The 20,807-nt window shown below is 70.5% G+C and carries 19 protein-coding genes; 7 read left to right on the forward strand and 12 right to left on the reverse strand.

Going from position 1 to position 20,807, the window contains the following annotated elements:
- Positions 1-18: 18 nt before the first annotated feature.
- A complete protein-coding gene (locus C5B99_RS11085; RefSeq protein ID WP_104241846.1) occupies positions 19-1,392 on the reverse strand; it encodes a hypothetical protein in 1,374 nt (457 codons plus the stop codon).
- A gap of 75 nt (positions 1,393-1,467) precedes the next feature.
- Positions 1,468-2,793 (reverse strand): GNAT family N-acetyltransferase, encoded by a 1,326-nt coding sequence (locus C5B99_RS11090; RefSeq protein ID WP_104241848.1) that lies wholly within the window; start codon positions 2,791-2,793, stop codon positions 1,468-1,470.
- A gap of 80 nt (positions 2,794-2,873) precedes the next feature.
- Between C5B99_RS11090 and C5B99_RS11095 the strand changes: the two genes are divergently transcribed.
- Together C5B99_RS11095 and C5B99_RS11100 are read left to right on the forward strand one after the other, a co-directional pair.
- Positions 2,874-3,299: a metalloregulator ArsR/SmtB family transcription factor gene (locus C5B99_RS11095; protein WP_104241850.1), complete on the forward strand. Its 426-nt coding sequence runs from the start codon at positions 2,874-2,876 to the stop codon at positions 3,297-3,299.
- Positions 3,292-4,524, forward strand: coding sequence for an MFS transporter (locus tag C5B99_RS11100; protein ID WP_104241852.1), 1,233 nt, complete (start codon positions 3,292-3,294; stop codon positions 4,522-4,524). The genes C5B99_RS11095 and C5B99_RS11100 overlap by 8 nt, the downstream gene beginning before the upstream one ends.
- Here the strand turns inward: C5B99_RS11100 and C5B99_RS11105 are convergent.
- From C5B99_RS11105 to C5B99_RS11145, 9 genes are all read right to left on the reverse strand, one after another.
- Positions 4,515-6,428: an FAD/NAD(P)-binding protein gene (locus C5B99_RS11105; protein WP_104241854.1), complete on the reverse strand. Its 1,914-nt coding sequence runs from the start codon at positions 6,426-6,428 to the stop codon at positions 4,515-4,517. The genes C5B99_RS11100 and C5B99_RS11105 overlap by 10 nt on opposite strands.
- The gene (locus tag C5B99_RS11110) at positions 6,428-7,213 is read right to left on the reverse strand and encodes an ABC transporter ATP-binding protein (RefSeq protein ID WP_104241856.1); all 786 of its coding nucleotides are present in this window, start codon (positions 7,211-7,213) and stop codon (positions 6,428-6,430) included. Before C5B99_RS11110 ends, C5B99_RS11105 begins: the two co-directional genes overlap by 1 nt.
- Positions 7,210-8,310, reverse strand: coding sequence for an iron ABC transporter permease (locus C5B99_RS11115; RefSeq protein WP_104241858.1), 1,101 nt, complete (start codon positions 8,308-8,310; stop codon positions 7,210-7,212). The genes C5B99_RS11110 and C5B99_RS11115 overlap by 4 nt, the downstream gene beginning before the upstream one ends.
- Positions 8,310-9,383: an ABC transporter substrate-binding protein gene (locus C5B99_RS11120; RefSeq protein ID WP_104241860.1), complete on the reverse strand. Its 1,074-nt coding sequence runs from the start codon at positions 9,381-9,383 to the stop codon at positions 8,310-8,312. Before C5B99_RS11120 ends, C5B99_RS11115 begins: the two co-directional genes overlap by 1 nt.
- A gap of 62 nt (positions 9,384-9,445) precedes the next feature.
- Positions 9,446-10,591, reverse strand: a complete 1,146-nt coding sequence (locus C5B99_RS19630) for a peroxidase-related enzyme (protein WP_258063154.1) — start codon at positions 10,589-10,591, stop codon at positions 9,446-9,448.
- 150 nt (positions 10,592-10,741) lie between these two features.
- Positions 10,742-11,332, reverse strand: a complete 591-nt coding sequence (locus C5B99_RS11130; RefSeq protein WP_104241864.1) for a GNAT family N-acetyltransferase — start codon at positions 11,330-11,332, stop codon at positions 10,742-10,744.
- 356 nt (positions 11,333-11,688) lie between these two features.
- Positions 11,689-12,144 (reverse strand): hypothetical protein, encoded by a 456-nt coding sequence (locus C5B99_RS11135; RefSeq protein WP_104241866.1) that lies wholly within the window; start codon positions 12,142-12,144, stop codon positions 11,689-11,691.
- 6 nt (positions 12,145-12,150) lie between these two features.
- Positions 12,151-12,735 (reverse strand): HdeD family acid-resistance protein, encoded by a 585-nt coding sequence (locus C5B99_RS11140; protein WP_104241868.1) that lies wholly within the window; start codon positions 12,733-12,735, stop codon positions 12,151-12,153.
- 72 nt (positions 12,736-12,807) lie between these two features.
- Positions 12,808-13,527, reverse strand: a complete 720-nt coding sequence (locus C5B99_RS11145) for a metal ABC transporter ATP-binding protein (RefSeq protein WP_181064991.1) — start codon at positions 13,525-13,527, stop codon at positions 12,808-12,810.
- A gap of 55 nt (positions 13,528-13,582) precedes the next feature.
- Between C5B99_RS11145 and aztB the strand changes: the two genes are divergently transcribed.
- From aztB to C5B99_RS11170, 5 genes are all read left to right on the forward strand, one after another.
- Positions 13,583-14,458, forward strand: a complete 876-nt coding sequence (aztB, locus tag C5B99_RS11150) for a zinc ABC transporter permease AztB (protein WP_258063156.1) — start codon at positions 13,583-13,585, stop codon at positions 14,456-14,458.
- On the forward strand, positions 14,440-15,753 hold the full coding sequence (locus C5B99_RS11155; protein ID WP_104241875.1) for a hypothetical protein: 1,314 nt from the start codon (positions 14,440-14,442) through the stop codon (positions 15,751-15,753). The genes aztB and C5B99_RS11155 overlap by 19 nt, the downstream gene beginning before the upstream one ends.
- A gap of 2 nt (positions 15,754-15,755) precedes the next feature.
- Positions 15,756-16,697, forward strand: coding sequence for a zinc ABC transporter substrate-binding protein AztC (gene aztC, locus C5B99_RS11160; protein ID WP_104241877.1), 942 nt, complete (start codon positions 15,756-15,758; stop codon positions 16,695-16,697).
- Positions 16,698-16,757: 60 nt separating this feature from the next.
- Complete coding sequence (gene aztD, locus C5B99_RS11165) at positions 16,758-17,939, forward strand: zinc metallochaperone AztD (protein WP_104241879.1); 1,182 nt, start codon at positions 16,758-16,760, stop codon at positions 17,937-17,939.
- Between the two features lie 185 nt (positions 17,940-18,124).
- Positions 18,125-18,793 (forward strand): AIM24 family protein, encoded by a 669-nt coding sequence (locus C5B99_RS11170; RefSeq protein WP_104241881.1) that lies wholly within the window; start codon positions 18,125-18,127, stop codon positions 18,791-18,793.
- Between the two features lie 163 nt (positions 18,794-18,956).
- Here C5B99_RS11170 and C5B99_RS11175 read toward each other — a convergent pair whose 3' ends face one another.
- Positions 18,957-20,783 carry a helicase HerA-like domain-containing protein gene (locus C5B99_RS11175; RefSeq protein WP_104241883.1) on the reverse strand — a complete coding sequence of 609 codons (1,827 nt, stop codon included), beginning with the start codon at positions 20,781-20,783 and terminating at the stop codon, positions 18,957-18,959.
- Positions 20,784-20,807 lie beyond the last annotated feature (24 nt).

The raw sequence follows: 20,807 nt of genomic DNA on the forward strand, positions 1-20,807 counted from the left end.
ACCGGGGTGCCGGAGCCGCTAGTCGAACATCCCGTCGAGCAACCCGCCGATCATGAGGCCGCCGAGCACGCCGCCAACGACGTCGCCCATGTCTCCGCCACGTCGGCCGCCGCGACCGCCGTAGCCGCCCTGGTAGCCGCCGCCACGCGGCTGGCCCCACTCGTCGTATCCCTGCTGCTGCTGCGGACGCGACTGGTCGATGTCGCGCTGCGCGAGCTGCAGCGCCTCGCTCGCGAGCGAACCCGCCCGGCGTGCCAGCGCAAGCGCCTGCTCGCGTTCGTCTTCACCGCCCCGGAAGCTGACCAGCTCGTTGCGGATGCGCTCCGCCTCGGCAAGCCGGGTGCGCGGCGCCGAGCCGATCCAGCCACGGTGGCCGGAGATGACGTCGTTGGCGACGGCGATCTGCCGATCCGCGTCGTCGATGGCGGTCACGACCTGAGTCTGCGACGGGATGGGCCGCGCGGCCCTGTCCCTGGCCTTGGCGATCGCCTCGTCGAGTCCCGTGTTCGCGGCACGGAGCCTCGAGAGCGACGCGAACGGGTCGGTTCGCTCGCCCGCGGGAGGGAGCGCGGCGAGCGCATCGGTGAGCCGCTTCGCGGCTTCCTCGACCTCCTGGCTGCGTGGCACGTCTCTCGCCGCGACGAGATCGCCCCTCGAGTCCGCGATCACGGCAGCGAGCGTCGACTCGGCGCGGAGGGCCTCGATCTCGTAGTTCTCGACGGCGTCGAGCAGCGTATGCACGCGGCGCACGGCCTCCGTGGACGCCTCGAGGGCAAGCCGCGACTGCTCGTTCTGCCCGGCCTCACGGCGGCGCAGCGACACGTCGGCGCTGTGCTCCGCGAAGGTCAGGAGCTGGGCCGCCTCGGCGGGGTTGTCGCCCACCTGGTGCAGCGCGGCGTCCGAGTAGCGCAGCGCGAGACGATCGATGCTGGCCTGCGCGTCCGGGATGCGCGCGCGCAGCCGCTCCGAGTCCCGCTTGACGCCCTCGAGCACGGCGGGCGTCTGCCTCACCACCGCGACGGCCTCCTCGAGCACCGAGGACTTCTCTTCGAGCAGCCCCATCGCCCACTCGCAGATCTGCACGATCCGCGCGTTCCTGGTGCGCAGCTCGTCTGGCGTGTCCGGGATGTCATCGACGTTCAGCTGGTTCAAGTGGAACGCCTCGCCCATGTACTTGCGCACGTTGACGAGCGTGTCCTTCAGGTCCTGTGTCGCGCCGGAACCCAGTTCGGCCTCCGCGAACGAGAGCTCGTCGTTCATGAGCCGGATGCGCTCATCGGCGTCGACGAGCGCAACACCCGCCTTCATCGCCAGGTCCTTGTCGTGGGCGTCGATCTCGGCCTGCTGCGCTTGCTTCGCGCGGCGAGCGCGCCCCCAGAATCCAGATGCCATGTCGCAGATTCTAGTTGCGCGCCGCCCCGCCAAGCTGGCGATGTTCACCGTCGGCGGAGCGGCGCACCGCGGAGCTCAATACCAGATGCCCGGCGAGGGCTCCGGCGAGACCCGCAGCACACGTCCCGCGAGCTCCGCCGCCCCGTCGCCCAGCTCATGCAGGGAGCCTGCTGCGCGGAGCGCGGCGGGCGATACGCCGCCGAGGAGGAGCGACCCGAGCGCGTCCACGCCCAGGCGCACGGCTGCCGACCCCTCGGGCAGGGCATCGACCGGCTCCGCCGTCCCGACGCCATCCGCGCCGACCGTGAGCACGAACGAGCCGCCCGCGAAGCCGAGCGCATCCTCGATCTCGAGTCCGAGCACGCCGGGCGACGAATACCGTCGCGCGTCCAGCACGGCCTTCGTGTCCAGGATGCGCAGCCACTGGTGGTCGGAGGTCGTGACGGTCGCGGCCCGCTGGTCGCCGAGCATCCACCTGATGGGCTCGTCGATGGCGAGCTGCTCCGCCTTGACGGTCGCGACGAGATCGGCCTCGAGGAAGAAGCGCCACAGCGCGGCGTAGGCGTCGTCGCTGACGGCGCGGAGGAACTCGACGTTCAGCGTGTGGCTCGCGTAGTCGTGGTCGCCGCCCTCGAGCTTGAACAGCGCTGCCCCCTCGAGGTCACCGGCCTCCGAGGTGTAGGTGATGGCGCGGAGCTTCTTGCCATCGCCGTCCTCGTCGTGCACCGTTCCCGCGAGGCGGGGCCACATTCCGTCCCAGCCCTCGATCTCCCCGACCCGCGCCACCCTGACGCGGTCGAAGAGGCCGCCGATCTGCTCGGCCCACTGCTCCCGCCCCACGTAGTCGACGCGACCGCCCGGGGTCGGGCCGGCCCAGCGGACGCGGCGCGTGTCGATGCTGAAGCTCGCGGCGAAGGTCGCGGGCCCAAAGCCGAACCGGCCGTAGATCGTCGACTCCGACACCGTGAGGGCCGCGAGCGGGAGGCCGAGGGCCGCGGCCGTGCGCAGCTCCCCCTCGAGCAGGTTCCTGGCGATCCCGCGGCGGCGGCGAGCCTGGGAGACGGTCACCGAGCTGATCGCCCAGCTGGTCAGCTGGCTGCCGCCCGGCAGCGTGAGATCGGCGGGCCACGAGCTCACCGTGGCGATGGGCTCCTCGACGAGCGGCGCCGAGTCGTCCCAGACGCCCGTCGTGCGGCGGTAGCCCAGGGATGCGCGCATCCCCTCGAGCTGCTTCTCGCTCGGCTCGGCGGCGAGGAATCCACGGAGGTCTGCTCGCGCCCATGCGTTGAAGGTGGCCGCGTCATCGGTATCGAGCGTCTCGTAGCGCAGGCCGGACTCGGCGAGCTTCGCCGCGGAGGTCGGGTCGATGGGATGGCGCGCGAAGTCGTCGGCTGCAGTCATGCATCCAGGGTAGGGGCCAGGACAGCGCCGCGCTGGGCGCGTCCTCGACGCGACACCCCCAACTATGCCATTATCTGCGTATGCATGCAGATACGCAGGAAGACGACACGGGTTCACTCGGACACATCGAGCTCGACAGCCCGACCGTCGAACTCGCCGCCGAGGTCTTCGGCATGCTCGCCGACGCGACGCGCGTGCGCATCGTGCTCGTCCTCGACGACGGGGAGCACTCCGTGAACGACATCGCCGAGGCCGTCGGCAAGACGCCGGCGAGCGTCTCGCAGCACCTCGCCAAGCTGCGCCTCGCCCGCATCGTCGCGACCAGGCAGGAAGGCACGCGCGTCTACTACCGGCTCATCAACGGGCACGCGAAGCGGCTCGTCGCCGACGCGCTGTTCCAGGCCGAGCACTCCGTCGCCGGAGTCGGAGGCGCCGAGGCCATCCCACCCCACCACCGGCGAGACCCGCAGCCGAGTCGCGAGCTGCGCGGAGACGTCGATGCGTGAGGTCCTCGCCAACCGGGCGTTCCGGCGGCTCTTCTCCGCCCAGGTCATCGCGCTCGTCGGCACGGGGCTGCTCACGGTCGCGCTCGGCCTCCTCGCGTTCGACCTCGCGGGCGGCGACGCGGGCATCGTGCTCGGCACCGCGCTGACGATCAAGATGATCGCCTATGTCGTGGTGTCGCCCGTCATGGCGGCGGTCACGAGCCGGTGGTCGCGACGCCGTGTCCTCATCTCTGCTGACCTCATCCGCGCCCTCATCGCACTCGGCCTCCCCTTCGTCGGCGAGGTCTGGCAGGTCTACGTGCTCGTCTTCGTCCTGCAGGCAGCGTCCGCGACCTTCACGCCCACCTTCCAGGCCGTCATCCCCGACGTGCTCCCGGATGAGCGCCTCTACACGCGGGCGCTCTCGCTCTCGCGCCTCGCCTACGACCTCGAGGCACTCGTGAGCCCGCTGCTCGCAGCCCTGCTGCTCACCGTCGTCAGCTCCAACTCGCTGTTCGTCGGGACCGTCCTCGGCTTCGTCATCTCGGCGACGCTCGTCGGCACGACGACGTTCCCCACCCGCACGCTCGCAGCCCCGAGCCCCTTCATCTCCCGGCTGACCTCCGGGCTGCGGGTCTTCTTGCGCACCCGCGACCTCCGGGCCCTCCTGGCGCTGAACCTGGCGGTCGCGGCCGGCACGGCCATGGTGATCGTGAACTCGGTCGTCTTCGTGCAGGCGCAGCTCGGGCGGGCGCAGTCGGACCTCGCGATCCTGCTCGCCTCCTACGGAGCCGGCTCCCTGCTCGTGGCGCTCGCGCTGCCGCGGGTGCTCGATCGCGTCTCCGACCGCCGAGTCATGCTGGCCGGCGCTGCCCTCATCCCGATCGGCCTCCTCGCGATGGCGGGCGTGCTCTCGACCGATGCAGCGTGGGCCTGGCCACTCGCCCTCCCCGTGTGGGGGCTGCTCGGCGCCGCGACCTCGCTGATCCTGACGCCTTCCTCGCGGCTCCTCCGGAGGGCGGCATCTGGCGAGCAGCGACCCGCGGTCTTCGCGGCCCAGTTCTCGCTCTCACATGCCTGCTTCATGCTCTGCTACCCGATCGCTGGCCTCGCGGGCGCGCAGCTCGGTCTCGCGCCGGCGGGCCTGATCCTCGGCGTCGTGGCCCTCCTCGCCGTCCTCGTGGCCGGGCTGACGTGGGTGCCTCGGGGCGCTCGCGAGCCAGCCCCGCACCGCGTTCAGCTCTGACGCTGCTGGCTCGCGAGCCGGACGATCTGCCTCGCGGCGACGTCGGCACCGGCGAGCAGCGGTGAGGGCTTGCGTGGCGTCGCCCCGATCGCGCTGCCCGGCTGCGTGCTGAGGGCCGGGATGCCGAGCACAACGACTCGATCGTCGACGGAGCCGTCGCGCCGCACGAGATTGAGGCCGGGCTCCCCCTCCTCCAGGCTCGCGCCCGTCGCCTCCATGCTGTCCGTCTCGACGGCCGCTCCGTCTCGCGCTCGTCGCGCGTGCACTCGAGCGCGTCCGGAGTCCAGCAGCGCGCGCAGCAGCGGGTCGTCGGTCGCCGGCACCTTTCCCTTCGACATGCGGGGTTCGATGAGCGCGCGGGCGCGCACCTCGATGCCCGTGATCGCGGAGCGGGCGACGAACTCGCCGGCCTCGACATCGAGCGATACCGAGGTCTCGGGGCCGGTCAGGCGGAGCAAGCCGGCGTCGATGAGCGCGAGCACCTCACGAGTCCGCCCGGACGGTGGGCCGGATGCGAGGAACAGCCCGTCCGCGTTGAACCAGCCTTCGAAGTCGGTGACAGCCGAGCGGCCCTCGAGCACGCCGCTCACGGCGAGTCGTGCCGCCTGGCCCCGCAGAGCCCCCATCGCGCGGTTGACCGCGGCGCGAGGATGCTCGTCTGGCGAGGACATCGACCCGAGCTCGCTCTCGACGAGCTGCTCGACCTGACGCCGCCACCGCTCGGGGCTCACCTGCTGACCCCGCGTCGGGCGTCGCAGCGAGTCGATCGTGAACGCGTGGGCACCGTCGTCGGCACGCTGGTCGATGGACGCCGTGAGGACGTCGTCGATGGTGCTGACGCTCTCGGCATCGTCGAGGGCGGCGAGGGCCTCCGGGATCGAGACGGTGAGGGCGTGGGGTGCCCAAGCCGAGAGGGCGGCGAGGTACGCAGCAGCGAACTCGCGCGCGATGGACGGCCAGACGTCGCCTCGGAAGTCCAGCGACTCCGGCTCTGCCGCGGCGAGCGCCCTGAACCACTCCGGGTTCGCGGTGCGTGCCACGAACGGCGACGCCTCCGCCCAGCCGTCCGCCTTCGCGCGGTACGGCACGCCCCGGCGCGAACCGGCGTGGAGGATGGGCTCGTTCCCGGACGGCAGGTAGCGAAGTCGCCCTCGTGCATCGCCGGCGACGGGCTCGAACCGTCCGCCGCGCCCCGCCGTGAGCACGGCGACGACGTCGAAGAAGTTCGCGCCGAGGCCGCGGACGATGACGTCCTCGCCCGCTGGCACCTTGCCCCAGTCCTGCTCGGCCGGCATTCCAGGGGCGATGTAGACGAGGCCGAGCTCTCGCGCTGCCCGCTCGAAGCGCTGTGTCTCGTCGCTCGGCAGCGTCTGCACCATGCCCTGCGCGAGCACGACGATCGGCGCGCGCAGCTCGGTGCCGTCGGCGAGCACGACGGTGCGGGCGGCGGGGCCGTCGTCGCGCACGTCCACCGCGGTTCCCCGGATTCGGGCGAGCTCCACGTGCCCGCTCGCCTCGGCCGCTGCGAGCTGCTCGCGGAAGTAGACCCCCTGCAGCCGCCGAGAGGGGAAGCTGCCGGGGCGCACCGCGCGCGCCTCCTCGAGCACCCACGGCATGGGGTGCTCGCCACGATCGACGATCGCGGCCGCCCAGTCGACGAGGTCCGGGCCCGGCACGATCGGCCCGGTCATCCTGGTCGACTCGTCGGCGTGGATGGTCGTCGAGCCGGAGGTCGTGTTGTTGAGGAACTCGGCTGGCTGGTCGATGCGCCAGGTCGCTCCGGCCCCCACGTCGATCGCGTCGACGATGGCTACGCGGATGCACGCGTCTGGTCGGCGCGCCACCACCCTGAGGACCGTGGCGACGGCGCGCGGACCGCCCCCGACGATGACGGCGTCGAACATCAGATGCGGTACTCCAGGTCGTCCTCGACGACTGGCCGAACCTCGACGAAGCCTTCGCGCTCCTCGACGGTCACGCGCAGCCCGTAGACCTGCTTGAGGGTGTCCTCCTGCAGCGCCTCAGCCGGTGTCCCGCTCTTGATGATCGTACCCTGGTCGAGCATGACGATCTGGTCGCAGAAGCGGCCGGCGTGGTTGAGGTCGTGGATCGCGATGAGGGCCGTGATGCCCTTCGTGCGGGTGATGCGGCGCACGATCTGCAGCGTCTCGATCTGGTAGCGCAGGTCGAGCGCGCTCGTCGGCTCGTCGAGCAGGAGCACCTTCGGGTCCTGCGCGAGGGCCCTGGCCACGAGCACACGCTGCGCCTGGCCCCCGGAGAGCTCGGACATGTTCCTGTCCACGAGAGAGTCGAGGTTCAGGAGCGTGATCGCGTCTTGGACGTGCCGCCAGTCCTCGGCGCCTGGCGCCATCCCATAGTGGGGCGTGCGACCGAGCAGCACCGCCTCGCGCACCGTGAGGTCGAAGGGCGCCTCTCCGGACTGCGGCACGTAGGCCACCGTTCGCGCGTGCTCGCGCCTGCCGAGGCCGAGCACGTCGGTGCCGTCGAACGTGACGGTCCCCACGCTCGGCTTGTGAACGCGGGCGATGATCTTCGTGAGCGTCGACTTGCCGGAGCCGTTCGGTCCGAGCAGCGCGCAGAAGGTGCCGTCCTGCACTTCGAGGCTCACGCCCTTCAGCACCTTGTGCTTGCCGTAGGCGAACTCGATGCCGTCGATCGTCAGGCTCATTTGAGGGCCGTCTTCCTCGTGAGGATGAGCTGGATGAAGATGGGCGCGCCGATGAAGGCGACCACGATGCCGACGGGGATGACGGCGGGTGCCAGGATCGTGCGCCCGACGGTGTCGGCGACGAGCAGCAGCAGCCCTCCCGTGAGCACCGAGAACGGGATGAGGTAGCGGTGGTCCGCGCCGATGATGAGGCGCGCGATGTGCGGGCCGACGAGTCCCACGAAGCCGATCACGCCGCAGAAGCTGACGATGACGGCGGCGAGCACAACCGCGACGACGATGAGCCCGACGCGGAGCGCCTGCACGTTGACGCCGAGGCTCTTGGCCGCGTCGTCGCCCGCGAAGGCGACGGCATTGAGGTCCTTGGCGAACCACAGCACGAACGGGATCGTCGCGAGGACGAGGATGCCGACCGTCTGCACGTCACCCCACGTCGCGTCGTTCACGGAGCCGAACGTCCAGCGCACGATGGCCTGCAGCGTGTTCTCGTTGGCCGTGAACTGGAGCGCCGCGGTGAGCGCCTCGAAGAGCTGCGTGATGGCGATGCCGAGGAGCAGGAGCGTGGCGATGGCCATGCCCTTGGCGGAGGCGAGCCCGAGTACGAGCGCCGAGACGGCGAGCGAGACGACCAGCGCGCTCGCGATGATCGCCCACGAGGGCAGCGTCGTGCCACCCGCGATGGTGATCGCGAGGGCAGCGCCGAACGCGGCCGCCGGCGAGACGCCGAGCGTGAAGGGGCTCACGAGCGGGTTCCTGAGCAGCCCCTGCATGAGGACACCCGACAGCGAGAGTCCTGCGCCGGCGGCGAAGGCCAGCAGCACGCGTGGGAGGCGCAGCTCGGTGACGATGGAGAACTTCTGCGCGAACTCGTTCTCGAGCGTCCCGCCGAAGATCGACAGGGTGACGGCCTTCCAGACGTCGCCGAAGGTCACTCCGGCCGTGCCGATGGTGACGGCGGCGACGACGGCGAGGGTGCTCACGACCACGCCGCCGATGATGGCGAGCCGCTTGACGTTCGCGCGCTTGCGCTCGCTCGAGGCGACCGCGTTCTGCTCGCCCGGGGTATCCGTGCCGGTCTTCGGCGTCGTGATGGCCACTACGCGGCCGCCTGGTACTGCTGGATGTACTCGCTCGCGCCGGGGAAGTCGGTCTGCTGGAAGTCGACGACCCAGCGCTCGAGGAACTCATCTGGGTTCACGTCGGCGAACTCCTCCGGGTGCAGCCACTTGGCGAGGTAGAGGGCGCCGATGGACTTCGCGACGGCGCTGGTCGCCCAGCCGTTGGCGAGGTAGACCTCGCCGTCCTGGATGGCGGTGATGTTCGACCAGCCCGGTCGGGACGTGATCTCTGCGCCGAGCGTGTCGAAGCGCTCCTGGCCGGTCGGCGTCGCGCTCGGCTCGAACTCGTGGACGATGACGGCCGGGTTGCGGGTGACGACCTCGGCGGGGTCGACCGTGATCTCCTCCTGCTCGTCGCCGCCGCCTGCGGCGTTCTCGAAGACGTTCGTGCCGCCTGCCGCCTCGATGATGGCGTGGAAGCCGGATCCGGGCAGCACCGTCAGGTACGGGTCGACCGTCTCCCAGTAGACGGGCACGGGCTCGACGCCCTCGGTGCGCTCGGCGACGACGTCGAGGATCTCGTTCGAGAAGTCGGTGACGGCGCTTGCGCCCTCTTCCTTCTGGAAGACCTGGCCGAGGAGGGTGACGGTCTCGTCGAACACCGCGTAGTCCCAGGCGGTCGCGACGACGACGGGGATGCCGAACGACTCGAGCTGCTCGGCGGCCTCCTGCCAGACGGCGTTGCGGGGCATGATGACGACGTCGGGGTCGAGCTCCGCGACCGCCTCGTAGTTGATCTGGTCGAGGCCCTCGGCGATGACGTCGCTCTCGTCGACCGGCAGGTACGGGAGGCGGTTGATGGATGCGCGGTCGACGCCCACGACCGTGTCGCCGGCGCCGATCGCCCGCACGAACTCGTTGCCGTAGCTGTTGAGCACCACGGCCCGTTCGACGGGTCCGTTGATCGTGACCTCGCGGTCCTGATCGTCGACGACGGTGATGGTCTCGGCGTCGGCTCCGCCCTCGGGGGTCACCGTGCCGCAGCCGGCGAGGAGCAGGGTGCTGGCGACGAGGGCCGCGATGGCGGCGGGCAGTCGGCGTGAGATGGGCATATCGGTACCTCTCGGTGGCAGGTCGTGCAGAACGTTCAGGGGCGGCGCAGTGGCGCGGATGCTCAGCTGCTGGTGGCTGCGGCGGGCCAGTTCGGCTCGCCGAGGCTCAGCATGAGCCGGTTCGCCCAGGCGAAGAATGCCGTCGACCCAACGAGGTCGAACAGTTCGGCGTCGTCGAGGCCGAGCGCGCGCAGCTCGTCGATCTGCGCGGGCGTGGCACTCGGGCGCAGCGTCGACAGGCTCGCGGCGAAGCGGATGATGGCGCTCCAGCGTTCGTCCTGACCGTCGCTGAGCGCGTCGAGCGAGGTCGGCTGCCAGTCGGCGTCGCGAGCGAGGCCCGCGTCCAGCACCCGCTGCACGTCGTCGTGGCGCTTCGACTGGAAGGTCGCCTTCCTGGAGTGCACCGAGGCGCAGTAGATGCAGTCGTTGACCTTGCTTGCGACGGCCGCGGCGAGCTCCCGCTCGGCGCGAGGCAGCCCGCCCTTGCCGAGGAACACGGCGTTGTCGATGGCACTGCGGGCCTTCAGCACCACAGGAACCCTGGACAGGAGCCGGAAGTAGACGCTGTTGGTGGTCGCCTTCGCGGCGAACGAGTCGACCTGCTCGGCCGTCAGCTCCGCCTCGTCGGGGGCGGCCACCCACGGCGACCACTCGAGCTGCTCCTGCGTGTACTCGGTCGGCTTCGCCAGTCCGGCGATGGTGCGACCCGAGAGGTCCTTCGACCGACCGGCGGCAACCGTGGCGCGGGCGGGCGCATCCACTCGCTCCGGCGCGGTTCCGGCGAGCAGCGCGTCGCCGTCCAGCATGCGTGCCAGGTAGCTCTCGAAGGCCACGAGCTGGCTCAGGAGCACGATCTCGTCCGGGGTGACCCCGGCGACCGGCAGCACGTGCTGGTCTTCGTGGGTGGCCAGCGCAGGCGACACCGTGATGAGGTCCACGTGCTCCACGAGCGCGCGCAGCTTCGCATCTGCGGGCAGCTCGTCGCCGAGCAGACGAGCATCGGCGCCCTGCGCCAGATGCCAGTCGGCGAGCTGCGCGTTGCCCTGCCAGCGCGCGACCGTCCTGGCGAAGCCGTGGAGCAGGCCGCGCTCGATCACCTGCGGGCTCTCGTAGAGCGCCGTGTAGGCGGCGAGCGTCTGCTCGACCACCTCGGGCTTCGCGGCCCTCAGTGAGGCGATCGACTCGGGAACGGTCGGGGAGATGCGCACGTGGGAGTCCTCAGCAGTCGAGATCGGGGAAATCAGATACCAACCTGCCATCCCGTGCGACGCCCCGCGGAATCGCGTTACCCCGCGTGAACTCCCCCGCCGAGGCGCATCCTCACCGAGTAGGTCCCGACCTCGGCCACCCGCCTGGCCTCAGGCGAGGCCGAGGTCCGGCCGCGTGAGGTCCGGCTGCCGCGGCCCCGCCAGGGAGGCGGTGCGCGGGATGAGCTCGATGTCGGGGACCGGGTCGAGCGTCAGTCGCGCGTGCGTCTCGACGTCGAACCGCTGCTTCCCGTAGCGGAGCTTCTGCCGCTCGATGCCCTCGGGCCTGAACCCGGCACGACTCGCGACGCGGCAGGACGCCGCGTTCCCGGTCCGGTGGCCGAGCTCGAGGCGGAAGAGGCCGAGCTCCGTGAACGCCAGGTCCGCGATCGTCGCGAGGCCCCGCGTCGCGAGGCCCCTGCCGCGAGCCCCCTTCGCCAGCCAGTAGTAGGCCCACCCGGTCTGGTGCACGTGTTCGATGTTGCTCAGCCCGACGTTTCCGACCGCGATGCCGTCGACGATGATCGCCAGGTCGTGTTTCGCGGTGCCGGAGACCAGATGCTGCGCCATGTAGGAGACGAAGTCGAGCTCTGTCGAGGGCACACCTCCCGGGAACTGCGCGGCGAGGTCGGGCGACGTTCGCATGGCATTCGCAAGTGCAGGGGCATCGTCGGCCACCCATGGTCGGAGGTGTGCATCCACCCCTGCAGTGTCGCACTCGCAGATGTATCGGGACCGGGGCGACGCGCAGAAGCGTCGAGTGCGACGGAACATGTACACGCTTCTGAGCCGGTGGGGGAACATCAGCGTCGGTCTGCGAGACCTCCGGAGCACACTCACTTTCGCCAGATCGGACATACTCGTGACCTCAGAGACGCACCAGCCCGCGTCGAGAAGGCTGCCCCCTCGGCCCACCCGGTCTGACGCCGCACATCCGAACCATCCCCTCAACAGGTTTCGGGATGGGCTCCGCGCTTCCCGAGATAGCCAGAGGGTGAGGCGGTGCGGGGGCAGGAGCGTCCGCACATCCAGGAGCGCCCGCACTTCGAGAAACGCCGCTACTTCACGCGGCGGCGCCAGCCTCCGGTCGAGTACAGCGACCACGCGACGAGCACGGGCTGGAAGAAGAGGCGCAGGAAGCGCTTCCTGTCGGTGTCGAGCCCGAACGCGTCGCGGCGACGCGCGAACTGCGCGAGGTTGCCCGGGAAGACGGCCGTGAAGAATCCGGCTGCGATCCAGCCCACGGTCGGGCGGGCCGAGCGGCGCGCGAACAGGAGCGACAGGCCGAGCGCGATCTCGGCGACGCCGGAGGCGAGCACGACCTGATCGGTCGAAAGCGGCGTGTGCTTGGTCACCGACTTCGGCACCTGCGCCGTGAACTCCTCGCGGGCGACCGTGAGGTGCGTGACCCCGGCAAAGACGAGGAAGCCGCCGAGCAGGATGCGCGTGAAGGTGCGCGGCCGCGAGGAGGGTGCGTCGTCGACGAGAGGGATCTTGGAGGTGATGGTTTCCATATCGGGTCAGGCCTTCTTCGCGTGCTTGCCGAAGCGGTACGCCATGACGAGCTGCGTGATCCCGCCGATGACGAGGATGATCGCCACGATCCACAGGGCGACGACGACGACGCCGGCAGGCCAGAGGAGAATGAGGAGGCCGGCGACGATGCTGAGCACGCCGGAGAAGATCGCGAAGCCGCGGGACTGGCCGGGAGATCCATCCGCGAGCGCCGCGATGCCCTCGATGATCCAGGTGATCGCGATGAGGATGCCGAGCGCGTCGATGAGGGCAACGGGCTGGACGAGGGCGATGACGCCACCCGCGATGAGCAGCAGCCCGACGACGCCGTTGAAGACCCGCCAGCCGGTGGGGATGCCCTTGGAGACGACGGCGCGGATGAGGCGCAGGGCGCCCGAGAAGATGAAGAACAGCCCGAAGATCCAGGCGATGGCGGTGAGGGCCTTGATCGGGAAGGCGAGCGCGACGATGCCGAGGATGATCGCCACGGCTCCGCCGATGCCGAAGATCCAGCGCAGCGTGCTCACCTGCCTCTGGCTGAGGAGACTCGGGTCGAGGTTGAAACGAACGATCGGGGTTGACTGGCTCATTGCGGGCTCCTTCGACGGGGATGCGCCGTGCACGGCGCCGACGCTCCTCGTCCGTGAAGCGAGGGGTAGTCGTCATCCTAGTGATGCAGCGCTTCGCGCAGTCATCCGCGATTCCCCGGGGATCACGTGTCCGTCGCGCAGCGCGACGACGGCGTCCGCCGCTGCGATCTCTCCGGCGTCGTGGCTGGCGACGACAACGGTCCTGCCCCGTTCGGCGAGCGAGGCGAGGCACGCCGCGATTCGAGCACTGGATTCCGCGTCGACCCCTGCGGTCGGCTCGTCGAAGAGCAGCACCTCCGTGTCCTGCGCGATGCCCTGCGCCACGAGGGCTCGCTGCCGCTGCCCGCCGGAAAGCTGGCTGAGGAGACGTCCGCGGAGCTCCTCGAGGCCGAGCTGCTCGATGGCGGCGTCGACGAGCTCGGCGTCGCGGGTGCGGGCCTGCGCGCCTCGCCCCCAGCGCCAGCTCGAGGCGCTCGGCCGGTTTCCCGCTCTGCCCCAGCGGCCCATCGCGACGGCGGCACCGACCGTCAGGGGGAAGGCCTCGGGCAGCCGGGCGTGCTGGGGCACGTAGGCGATGCTGCCGGGCCTGGCGTCGAAATCGTGCCAGTCGAGGGTCCCCGAGGTGAGCGGGGTGGTCCCGGCGAGCACGCCGAGGAGCGTGCTCTTGCCCGAGCCGTTGTGCCCGACGACGACGGTGATCGCCGAGCGTCGCACTTCAAGCGAGACGTCGGACAGCGCGGCGTGTGCGTCGTAGCGGACAGTGGCGTTCGCGAGCGTGATGAGGGCAGCCATGCGCGCCACCCTATCGGTAATGAGAAGCGTTTTCATTATGCTACGGTCCTTCCTCGTGCCCTTCCTCACCGATCCCCTCGAGGCGAGCTTCTTCGCCAGAGCCCTCCTCGGCGGCTCCCTCGCCGCCGTGCTGTGCGCCTGCGTCGGCACCTGGGTGGTCCTGCGTGGCATGGCCTTCCTCGGTGAGGCGCTCGCCCACGGCATCCTCCCCGGCGTCGCCGTCTCAGTCCTCCTCGGCCTCCCGCCGGTCGCCGGCGCATCCGTCTCGGCGGCCGTCATGGCCGTCGGCGTGCGCACCCTCACGAAGCGGACACGGCTCTCCAACGACACGGCCATCGGCATCCTCTTCGTCGGGATGCTCGCGCTCGGCATCGCGATCGTGTCCAGGTCGGGGAGCTTCGCCGTCGACGTCACGGCGATGCTGTTCGGCGACGTGCTCGCGATCGGGCCAGGCGAGCTCTGGCTCATCGGCGCAGCGCTCGCGCTCGCCGCCGCCGGACTCGCCCTCTGCCACCGGCCCTTCACCGCGCTCGCCTTCGACGAGCGCAAGGCGTTCACGCTCGGACTGCGGCCGGAGCGCGCGAGCCTCGCCCTCATCGCCCTCGTGGCGATCGCGGTCATCGCCTCCTACCAGACCATCGGAACGCTCCTCGTGACCGCGCTCCTCCTCGCTCCCCCGGCCGCGGCATCCCTCAGCAGGAAGAGCGTCGTCGGCATCATGGCGCTCGGCAGCGCGATCGGCATCGCCTCCGTCGTCGTCGGCCTCTACGCCTCGTGGCATCTCGCCATCGCGGCTGGTCCTGCCATCGCGCTGACCGCCGTCATCTCCGTCGGCGTCGCCTCGGTGCTGCGTGCACCGCGCTCCAGCCGCCCCATCCCCCGAACCACCGCTCCAGCAGAAAGCGACCAGTCTTGCCCCGCACACGCCTGATCTCCCCGCTCCCCCGAGTCCCCGCCCGAGGACTCGCACCTCGCGCATCCCTCGCCCTCGTCGGCATGCTCGCCCTCGCCGGATGCACGTCGCCGGGCTCCGAGACCGCACCGACCGCGAGCGCGCCGACCACCGAAGAGCAGGCGCACGGCTTCGTGGCGGGGGCCGAGGAGCTCGCCGAAGCCCAGACGAGCATCGGCAGCATCGGCGCGGACGGCTCCGTGAGCGTCCTCAACCTGCTCACCGGCGAGAGCACCGCACTCGATGCCGTGGCGCCCGCGTCGTGGGCCGTCAGCGACGGCCGGTTCATCTTCTCGGGCTCCGACGCCGCCGATGGGAAGACGGAGATCATCGACACCGGGGTGTGGACGGTGCCCCACGGGGATCACGTTCACTACTACCGTGCGACTCCTGGCCTCGTCGGCGAGCTCACCGAGACGGGAGCTGCGCGGGTCTCCTCGAACGAGGGCATCGCCGCCCTGAGCTTCGAGACGTCCGGCACGACGGTGGTGCTGGACCGGCACGCCCTCGGCCAGGGCGAGACCGTCGAGCTCACCCGCATCGAGTCGGCGGCCCACTCCGCCGCGGCCGCGCCGGTGGGCGACGCCGTGGTCGCGAGCAGCGTCGCGTCGGCGGGCGCCTCCCCCGTCCTCGCCGCCTACTCGTCTGACGGCACGAAGCTCGGCGAGGGAGTCGACTGCCCTGGGCTGAGCGATGTGCAGCAGACGAGCCTCGGCGCGACGTTCGCCTGCGCGGATGGGCTCGTGTTCGCCGCGGCCGCCGAGGGCGAGGACACGGCCGCTGCACCGTCGATCACGAAGGTCGCCTACCCGGACGCCGCGTCCGCAGACGCGGCCGGAACTACCGCACCCGGCCAGGCGACCTCGCTCGACAGCCGACCCCACCGCCCGGCCGTGGCCGGTCCCGCTGGAGACTCCGGCATCTGGCTCGCCTCCTCCCGCTCACAGGAGGTCACCCTCCTGCCGACGGCACGCCCCATCCTGACGGCCGTGGCCGTCGGCGACGACAGCGACCGTGTCGTCGCCGTGGACGACGAGGGAACCCTGCTGGTCATCGACGGCGAGAGCGGCGAGGTGACCGGGTCGCAGGCTGGGCTGATCGGCACTCCGGAGTCCGCCTCGAGCATCCACCTCTCCGTCGACACGAGCCGCGCCTACCTGAGCACGCCGGCCTCCGCCGAGCTGCACGAGATCGACTACAAGGACGGCGCGCGCGTCGCCCGCACCCTCGAGCTGCCGACCGCCCCGGCCTTCGCCTTCGAGACGGGAAACTGAGCATGCGCGCATCGACGACCTCACGGTTCACCCGCAACGGACTCGGCATCGTCGCCTCGCTCGCGATCGCGGCAGGCCTCGTGTCCTGCAGCGCGACCGCAGCAGATGACCGTCCCGAGATCGTCGTCACCACCAACATCCTCGGCGACGTGGTCACCGAGCTCGTCGGCGACCAGGCGAGCGTCGTGACCCTCATGAAGCCCGGCGCCGACCCGCACTCCTTCAGCCTCACGGCCCAGGAGGCCGCCTCGATCGAGAACGCGGACTTCGTCGTCTCAAACGGACTCGGGCTGGAAGAGGGCGTCGCGCAGCATCTCGAGCAGGTCGATGCGGCCGGCATCCCGCACTTCGTGGCAAGCGACGCCTTCGAGCCCCTCTCCTACACGGAAGGCGACGCGGAAGGCATGGACGATCCGCACTTCTGGACCGACCCCGCCCGAATGTCCGCGGTCGTCGACGCGCTCGGCACCCGACTCGCGACCGACCTCGACGGGTTCGACGCGGCGGCCCTCGACGCCTCCGTCGCCGCCTACGAGAGCGAGCTCGACGAACTCGACGAGTGGATGCAGGGCGAGTTCGACACCATCCCGAGCGAGTCGAAGAGCCTCGTCACCAACCACCACGTGTTCGGCTACCTCGCCGAGCGCTTCGGCTTCACGGTCGTCGGCACCGTGATCCCTGGCGGGACCACGCTCGCCGCACCCAGCGCCGCCGACTTCGCCGAGCTCAGCGCCGACATCACCGCCGCCCGCGTGCCCACGATCTTCGCCGACTCCTCCAGCCCCGACGACCTCGCCCGCGCCCTCGCGGAGGAGGCCGGCATCGACGTCCGCGTCGAGCAGCTCTTCACCGAGTCGCTCACCCCCGCGGGCGGCGGCGCAGAGACCTACCTCGAGATGATGCGCGCCAACACGGAGCGCATCACCACCGGCCTCACCTCGTAGCCCGCTCGACCGCGAGCGCCAATACCCCAAGTAGCAAGCCCGAACACAGAAAGAGTCTCCATGACCCTCGCCTCCCCCACCAGGACCCGCGGCGCCATCGCCGTGACGGCCCTCGGCATCCTCGCCCTCACCGGCTGCACCCAGACCGCTCCCGCCGCGACGGGAGAAGCTGCGGCGACCCCCGGCGCAGCGGCCACCGCCGAACGCGTGACGCTCACGTACGACGGCGGACTCGTCGTCCTCGACGCGACGACCCTCGAGGTCGTCGGCGACGTCCCCATCGACGGGTTCACCCGCGTCAACCCCGTCGGCGATGGCCGCAACGTGCTCGTCACGACCGACGCCGGCTTCCAGGTGCTCGACACTCAGGAGCCGGCGTTCACGGGCGTCACCTTCGAAGGCTCGAAGGCGGGCCACGCGGTCGCGCACGCCGGCAAGACGGTGCTGTTCTTCGACGGCAGCGGCGACTCCGTGATCTTCGACACGGATGCGCTCCTCGACGACGGCACGAAGCTGCCCGAGACCGAGACGGTTGCGAGCGACGCCGCCCACCACGGCGTCTCGATCGAGCTCTCGGACGGCACCTTCGTCACGACGCTGAGCGACCGCACCGGCATCGTCGCGACCGACGCCGACGGCACCGAGCTCGCTCGCTCCACCGACTGCCCCGGCGTGCACGGCGAAGGCACGGTGAAGGACGAGGTCGTGGTCGTCGGCTGCGAGAACGGCGCGCTCGCCTACTCGGACGGCACGATCACGAAGCTCTCCTCCCCGGACGAGTTCGGCCGCATCGGCAACATGCTCACGACCGAGGACTCGGCCATCGCCCTCGGCGACTACAAGACCGACCCGGACGCCGAGGGCTACCTCCTGCAGGCCTTCGCGCTCGTCGACACGGCGAGCGGCAAGATCTCGGTCACCGAGCTGCCCGACGGCGTCGGCTACACGTTCCGCGACCTCGCACGCGGCTCCGACAACGAGGCGATCATCCTCGGCTCCGACGGCTCGCTGCACCTCTTCTCAGAGGAAGACGGCTCGCCCATCACCTCGATCCCCGTGATCGACGCGTGGGAGGGGCCGGCCGAATGGCAGGACGCGCACCCCGCGCTCAAGGTGCAGGACGGCGTCGCCTACGTCACCGACCCGGCGACAAGCACGGTCCACGCCGTCAACCTGGAGACCGAGGAGATCACGAGCTCCGCGACGCTCCCCGGCGCGCCCAACGAGATCGCGCTGAGCTAGCCGGCCGAGCACGCCGGGAGGCCCCCGGCAATACAGCACGAGCCTGAACGGCTCCAGTGGCGCATGGGGAGCACTCCCCATGCGCCACGCCAGCGAACGGCAATAGGATGCCGAACAGCGGGGCCACGGGCCCTGCGAATACAGCCATCGGACGTCCGAGAAACCACAGATGAGGGAGACTCAGCATGCGCAGCGAGCTATTCGCGGAAGCGAACCGGGAGAGCCAGAGCACCGAGCGTTGGGTGCTTCAATCGAAGAAGATGCTTCGCGTCGGATTCGGACCTGAGGTGCTGGCAGCCAAGGGCGCGATGGTCGCCTACCAGGGCCAGTTCGAGTTCAAGCACGAGGGCTCAGGCGGCCTCGGCAAGTTCATGAAGAAGATGGTCTCCGGCGAGGGCGGCTCGCTCATGCGCGTCGGGGGTCAGGGTGAGGTGTTCTTCGCCCGCCAGGCTGCTGACGTCTTCACGCTGGTCCTCGAGGGCGAGGGCATCACCATCAACACCGCCAACCTGCTCGCCTTCGACGCGAACCTGCAGTGGGACATCAAGATGCTCGCGAACGCGGGCATGATGACGGGCGGCCTCTTCAACCTCGAGGTCGGTGGCCACGGCACCGTCGCCGTCTCGAGCGACGGCCCGCCCATGGTCCTCGACTGCTCCGTGCAGCCGACCTTCGTCGACCCCCAGGCTGCGATCTGCTGGTCGCAGAACCTGCAGCCCACCATCAAGAACGACTTCAAGATGGGCTCGCTCATCGGCCGCGGGTCCGGCGAGTCGTTCCAGCTCGCGTTCCACGGGCCAGGCTTCGTCGTCGTGCAGCCGAGCGAGGGCGTCCCCATCGTCACCACGGCCTGAGGGCGTCGCGCCGGTTCCGCGCTCAAGGGCGGCACCGAGTTCGCTGTGGATGTCGGCTCGAGTGCGCTCAGCTAGCGACCAGACCACAGCCTGAGGCGGGTGGCGGATCGAAGAGATCCGTCACCCGCCTTCTCCGTGCTGCGCCGGGGTCTCGCGCGCCGAGCTAGCGGCGCTTCTTGAAGAGCGTGCCGAACACGCCGCGCACCACCTCGCGGACGATCGTCTGGCCGGTCCGGGACCCGAGCATGTCGCTCACGACGTTGCCGCTGCCCGCATCCGGCCGTGACCTGGTGGTCGTGCGCGTCTGCGTGCGCGAGCGGGCCGCCTTCTCCGCGCGCTCCCGCTCCTTCGCGTCCTTCGCCGCCTGCTTCTCCGCTTCGATCGCCGCGGCCTCGGCCCGTTCGCGCTCCGCCGCGGCGTTCATCTTGGCCGTCAGCACCTCGTGCGCCGACTGCGGGTCGAGCACCTGCGAATAGCGCGGGTACAGCGACGACGAGGCGACGAGCTGGCGGAGGCCGTCCTCGGGCGTCGGCGACATCGAGGCCTGCGGGGCGCGGAGGCGAGTCCACGCAACCGGCGACGGGGCGCCCTTCTCGTTCATGACGGTGACGATCGCCTCGCCCGTCGCGAGCTGCGTGAGGACCTCCTCGAGGTCGTACCCGCTCTTCGGGTAGGTGCGCACGGTCTGGCGCAGCGCGGTCGCGTCGTCGGGGGTATGCGCACGCAGCTGGTGCTGGATGCGCGAGCCGAGCTGCGCGAGCACATCGTCCGGGACATCCTTCGGGGTCTGCGTGACGAAGAAGATCCCGACGCCCTTGGAGCGGATGAGCCGCACCGTCTGCGTGATCTGCTCGACGAACGCCTTGGAGGCGCCAGAGAACAGGAGGTGCGCCTCGTCGAAGAAGAAGACGAGCTTCGGCTTGTCGAGGTCCCCGACCTCGGGCAGCTCGTTGAACAGGTCGGCGAGCAGCCACATGAGGAACGTCGAGAAGAGCGCGGGGTTGCTGGCGACGCCGGGTAGCTCGAGGAGGCTGACGACGCCGCGCCCCTCGTTCGTGACCCGCAGGAACTCACGGGTGTCGATCTCGGTCTCCCCGAAGAAGATGTCGGCACCCTGCTCGGAGAAGTTCACGAGCTCGCGAAGGATGACGCCTGCCGTCTGCTTCGAGAGCCCGCCGATCCCCTCGAGCTCGAGCTTGCCCTCGGTGCTCGTGAGGTACTGCAGCACGGTCCGCAGGTCGGAGAGGTCGACGAGCGCAAGCCCCTGCTCGTCGGCGAAATGGAAGACGAGGCCGAGGCTCGACTCCTGCGTCTTGTTGAGCCCAAGCACCTTCGAGAGCATGAGCGGCCCAAAGCTCGAGACGGTCGCTCGGATGGGGACGCCGATGCCTCGCCCGCCGAGCGAGAACACCTCGGTGGGTGCGGCCGCCGGGGCCCAGTCCTGCCCGATGCCCTTCGTGCGCGCCAGAAGCTTGTCGCTCGGCTCGCCCGGCGTCGCGATCCCGGAGAGGTCGCCCTTGATATCGGCCGCGAACACGGGCACGCCGGCGGCGGAGAGCTGCTCGGCGAGCACCTGCAGGGTTTTCGTCTTGCCAGTGCCCGTTGCGCCGGCGACGAGACCGTGACGGTTGGTCATGGCGAGCGGGATGCGCACGGGAACGCCTGCGACCGCCTCGCCGTTGACGATCGCTCCGATCTCGAGCGCGGCACCCTCGAACGCGTAGCCGGCGCGAACCGCCTCGAGCTGCTGCGCATCCAACGGGCCGGAGGGTGCCGTGGGAGCCGCAGGAGCAGCAGGAGCAGCAGGTGCCGCAGGCGCTGGCGGCTCGGCCTGCGCCGCCGGTGCTGCCGGCTCGGGCACCACGCCCGGGCCCGCCTGAGCGGCAGTCTCGCTCTCGGTCTTCGCCTCGGCCTCGGCGGCCGCGAGCGCAGCGGTGGCCTCCTCGAGGGCTCTGCGTGCGGCTTCGATACGGGCGTCGGCATCAGTCATGGCACCAGGCTAGTCACTCCTAGA

It is taken from the genome of Pseudoclavibacter sp. Z016, from assembly GCF_002931215.1.
Taxonomy (GTDB): Bacteria; Actinomycetota; Actinomycetes; order Actinomycetales; family Microbacteriaceae; genus Pseudoclavibacter.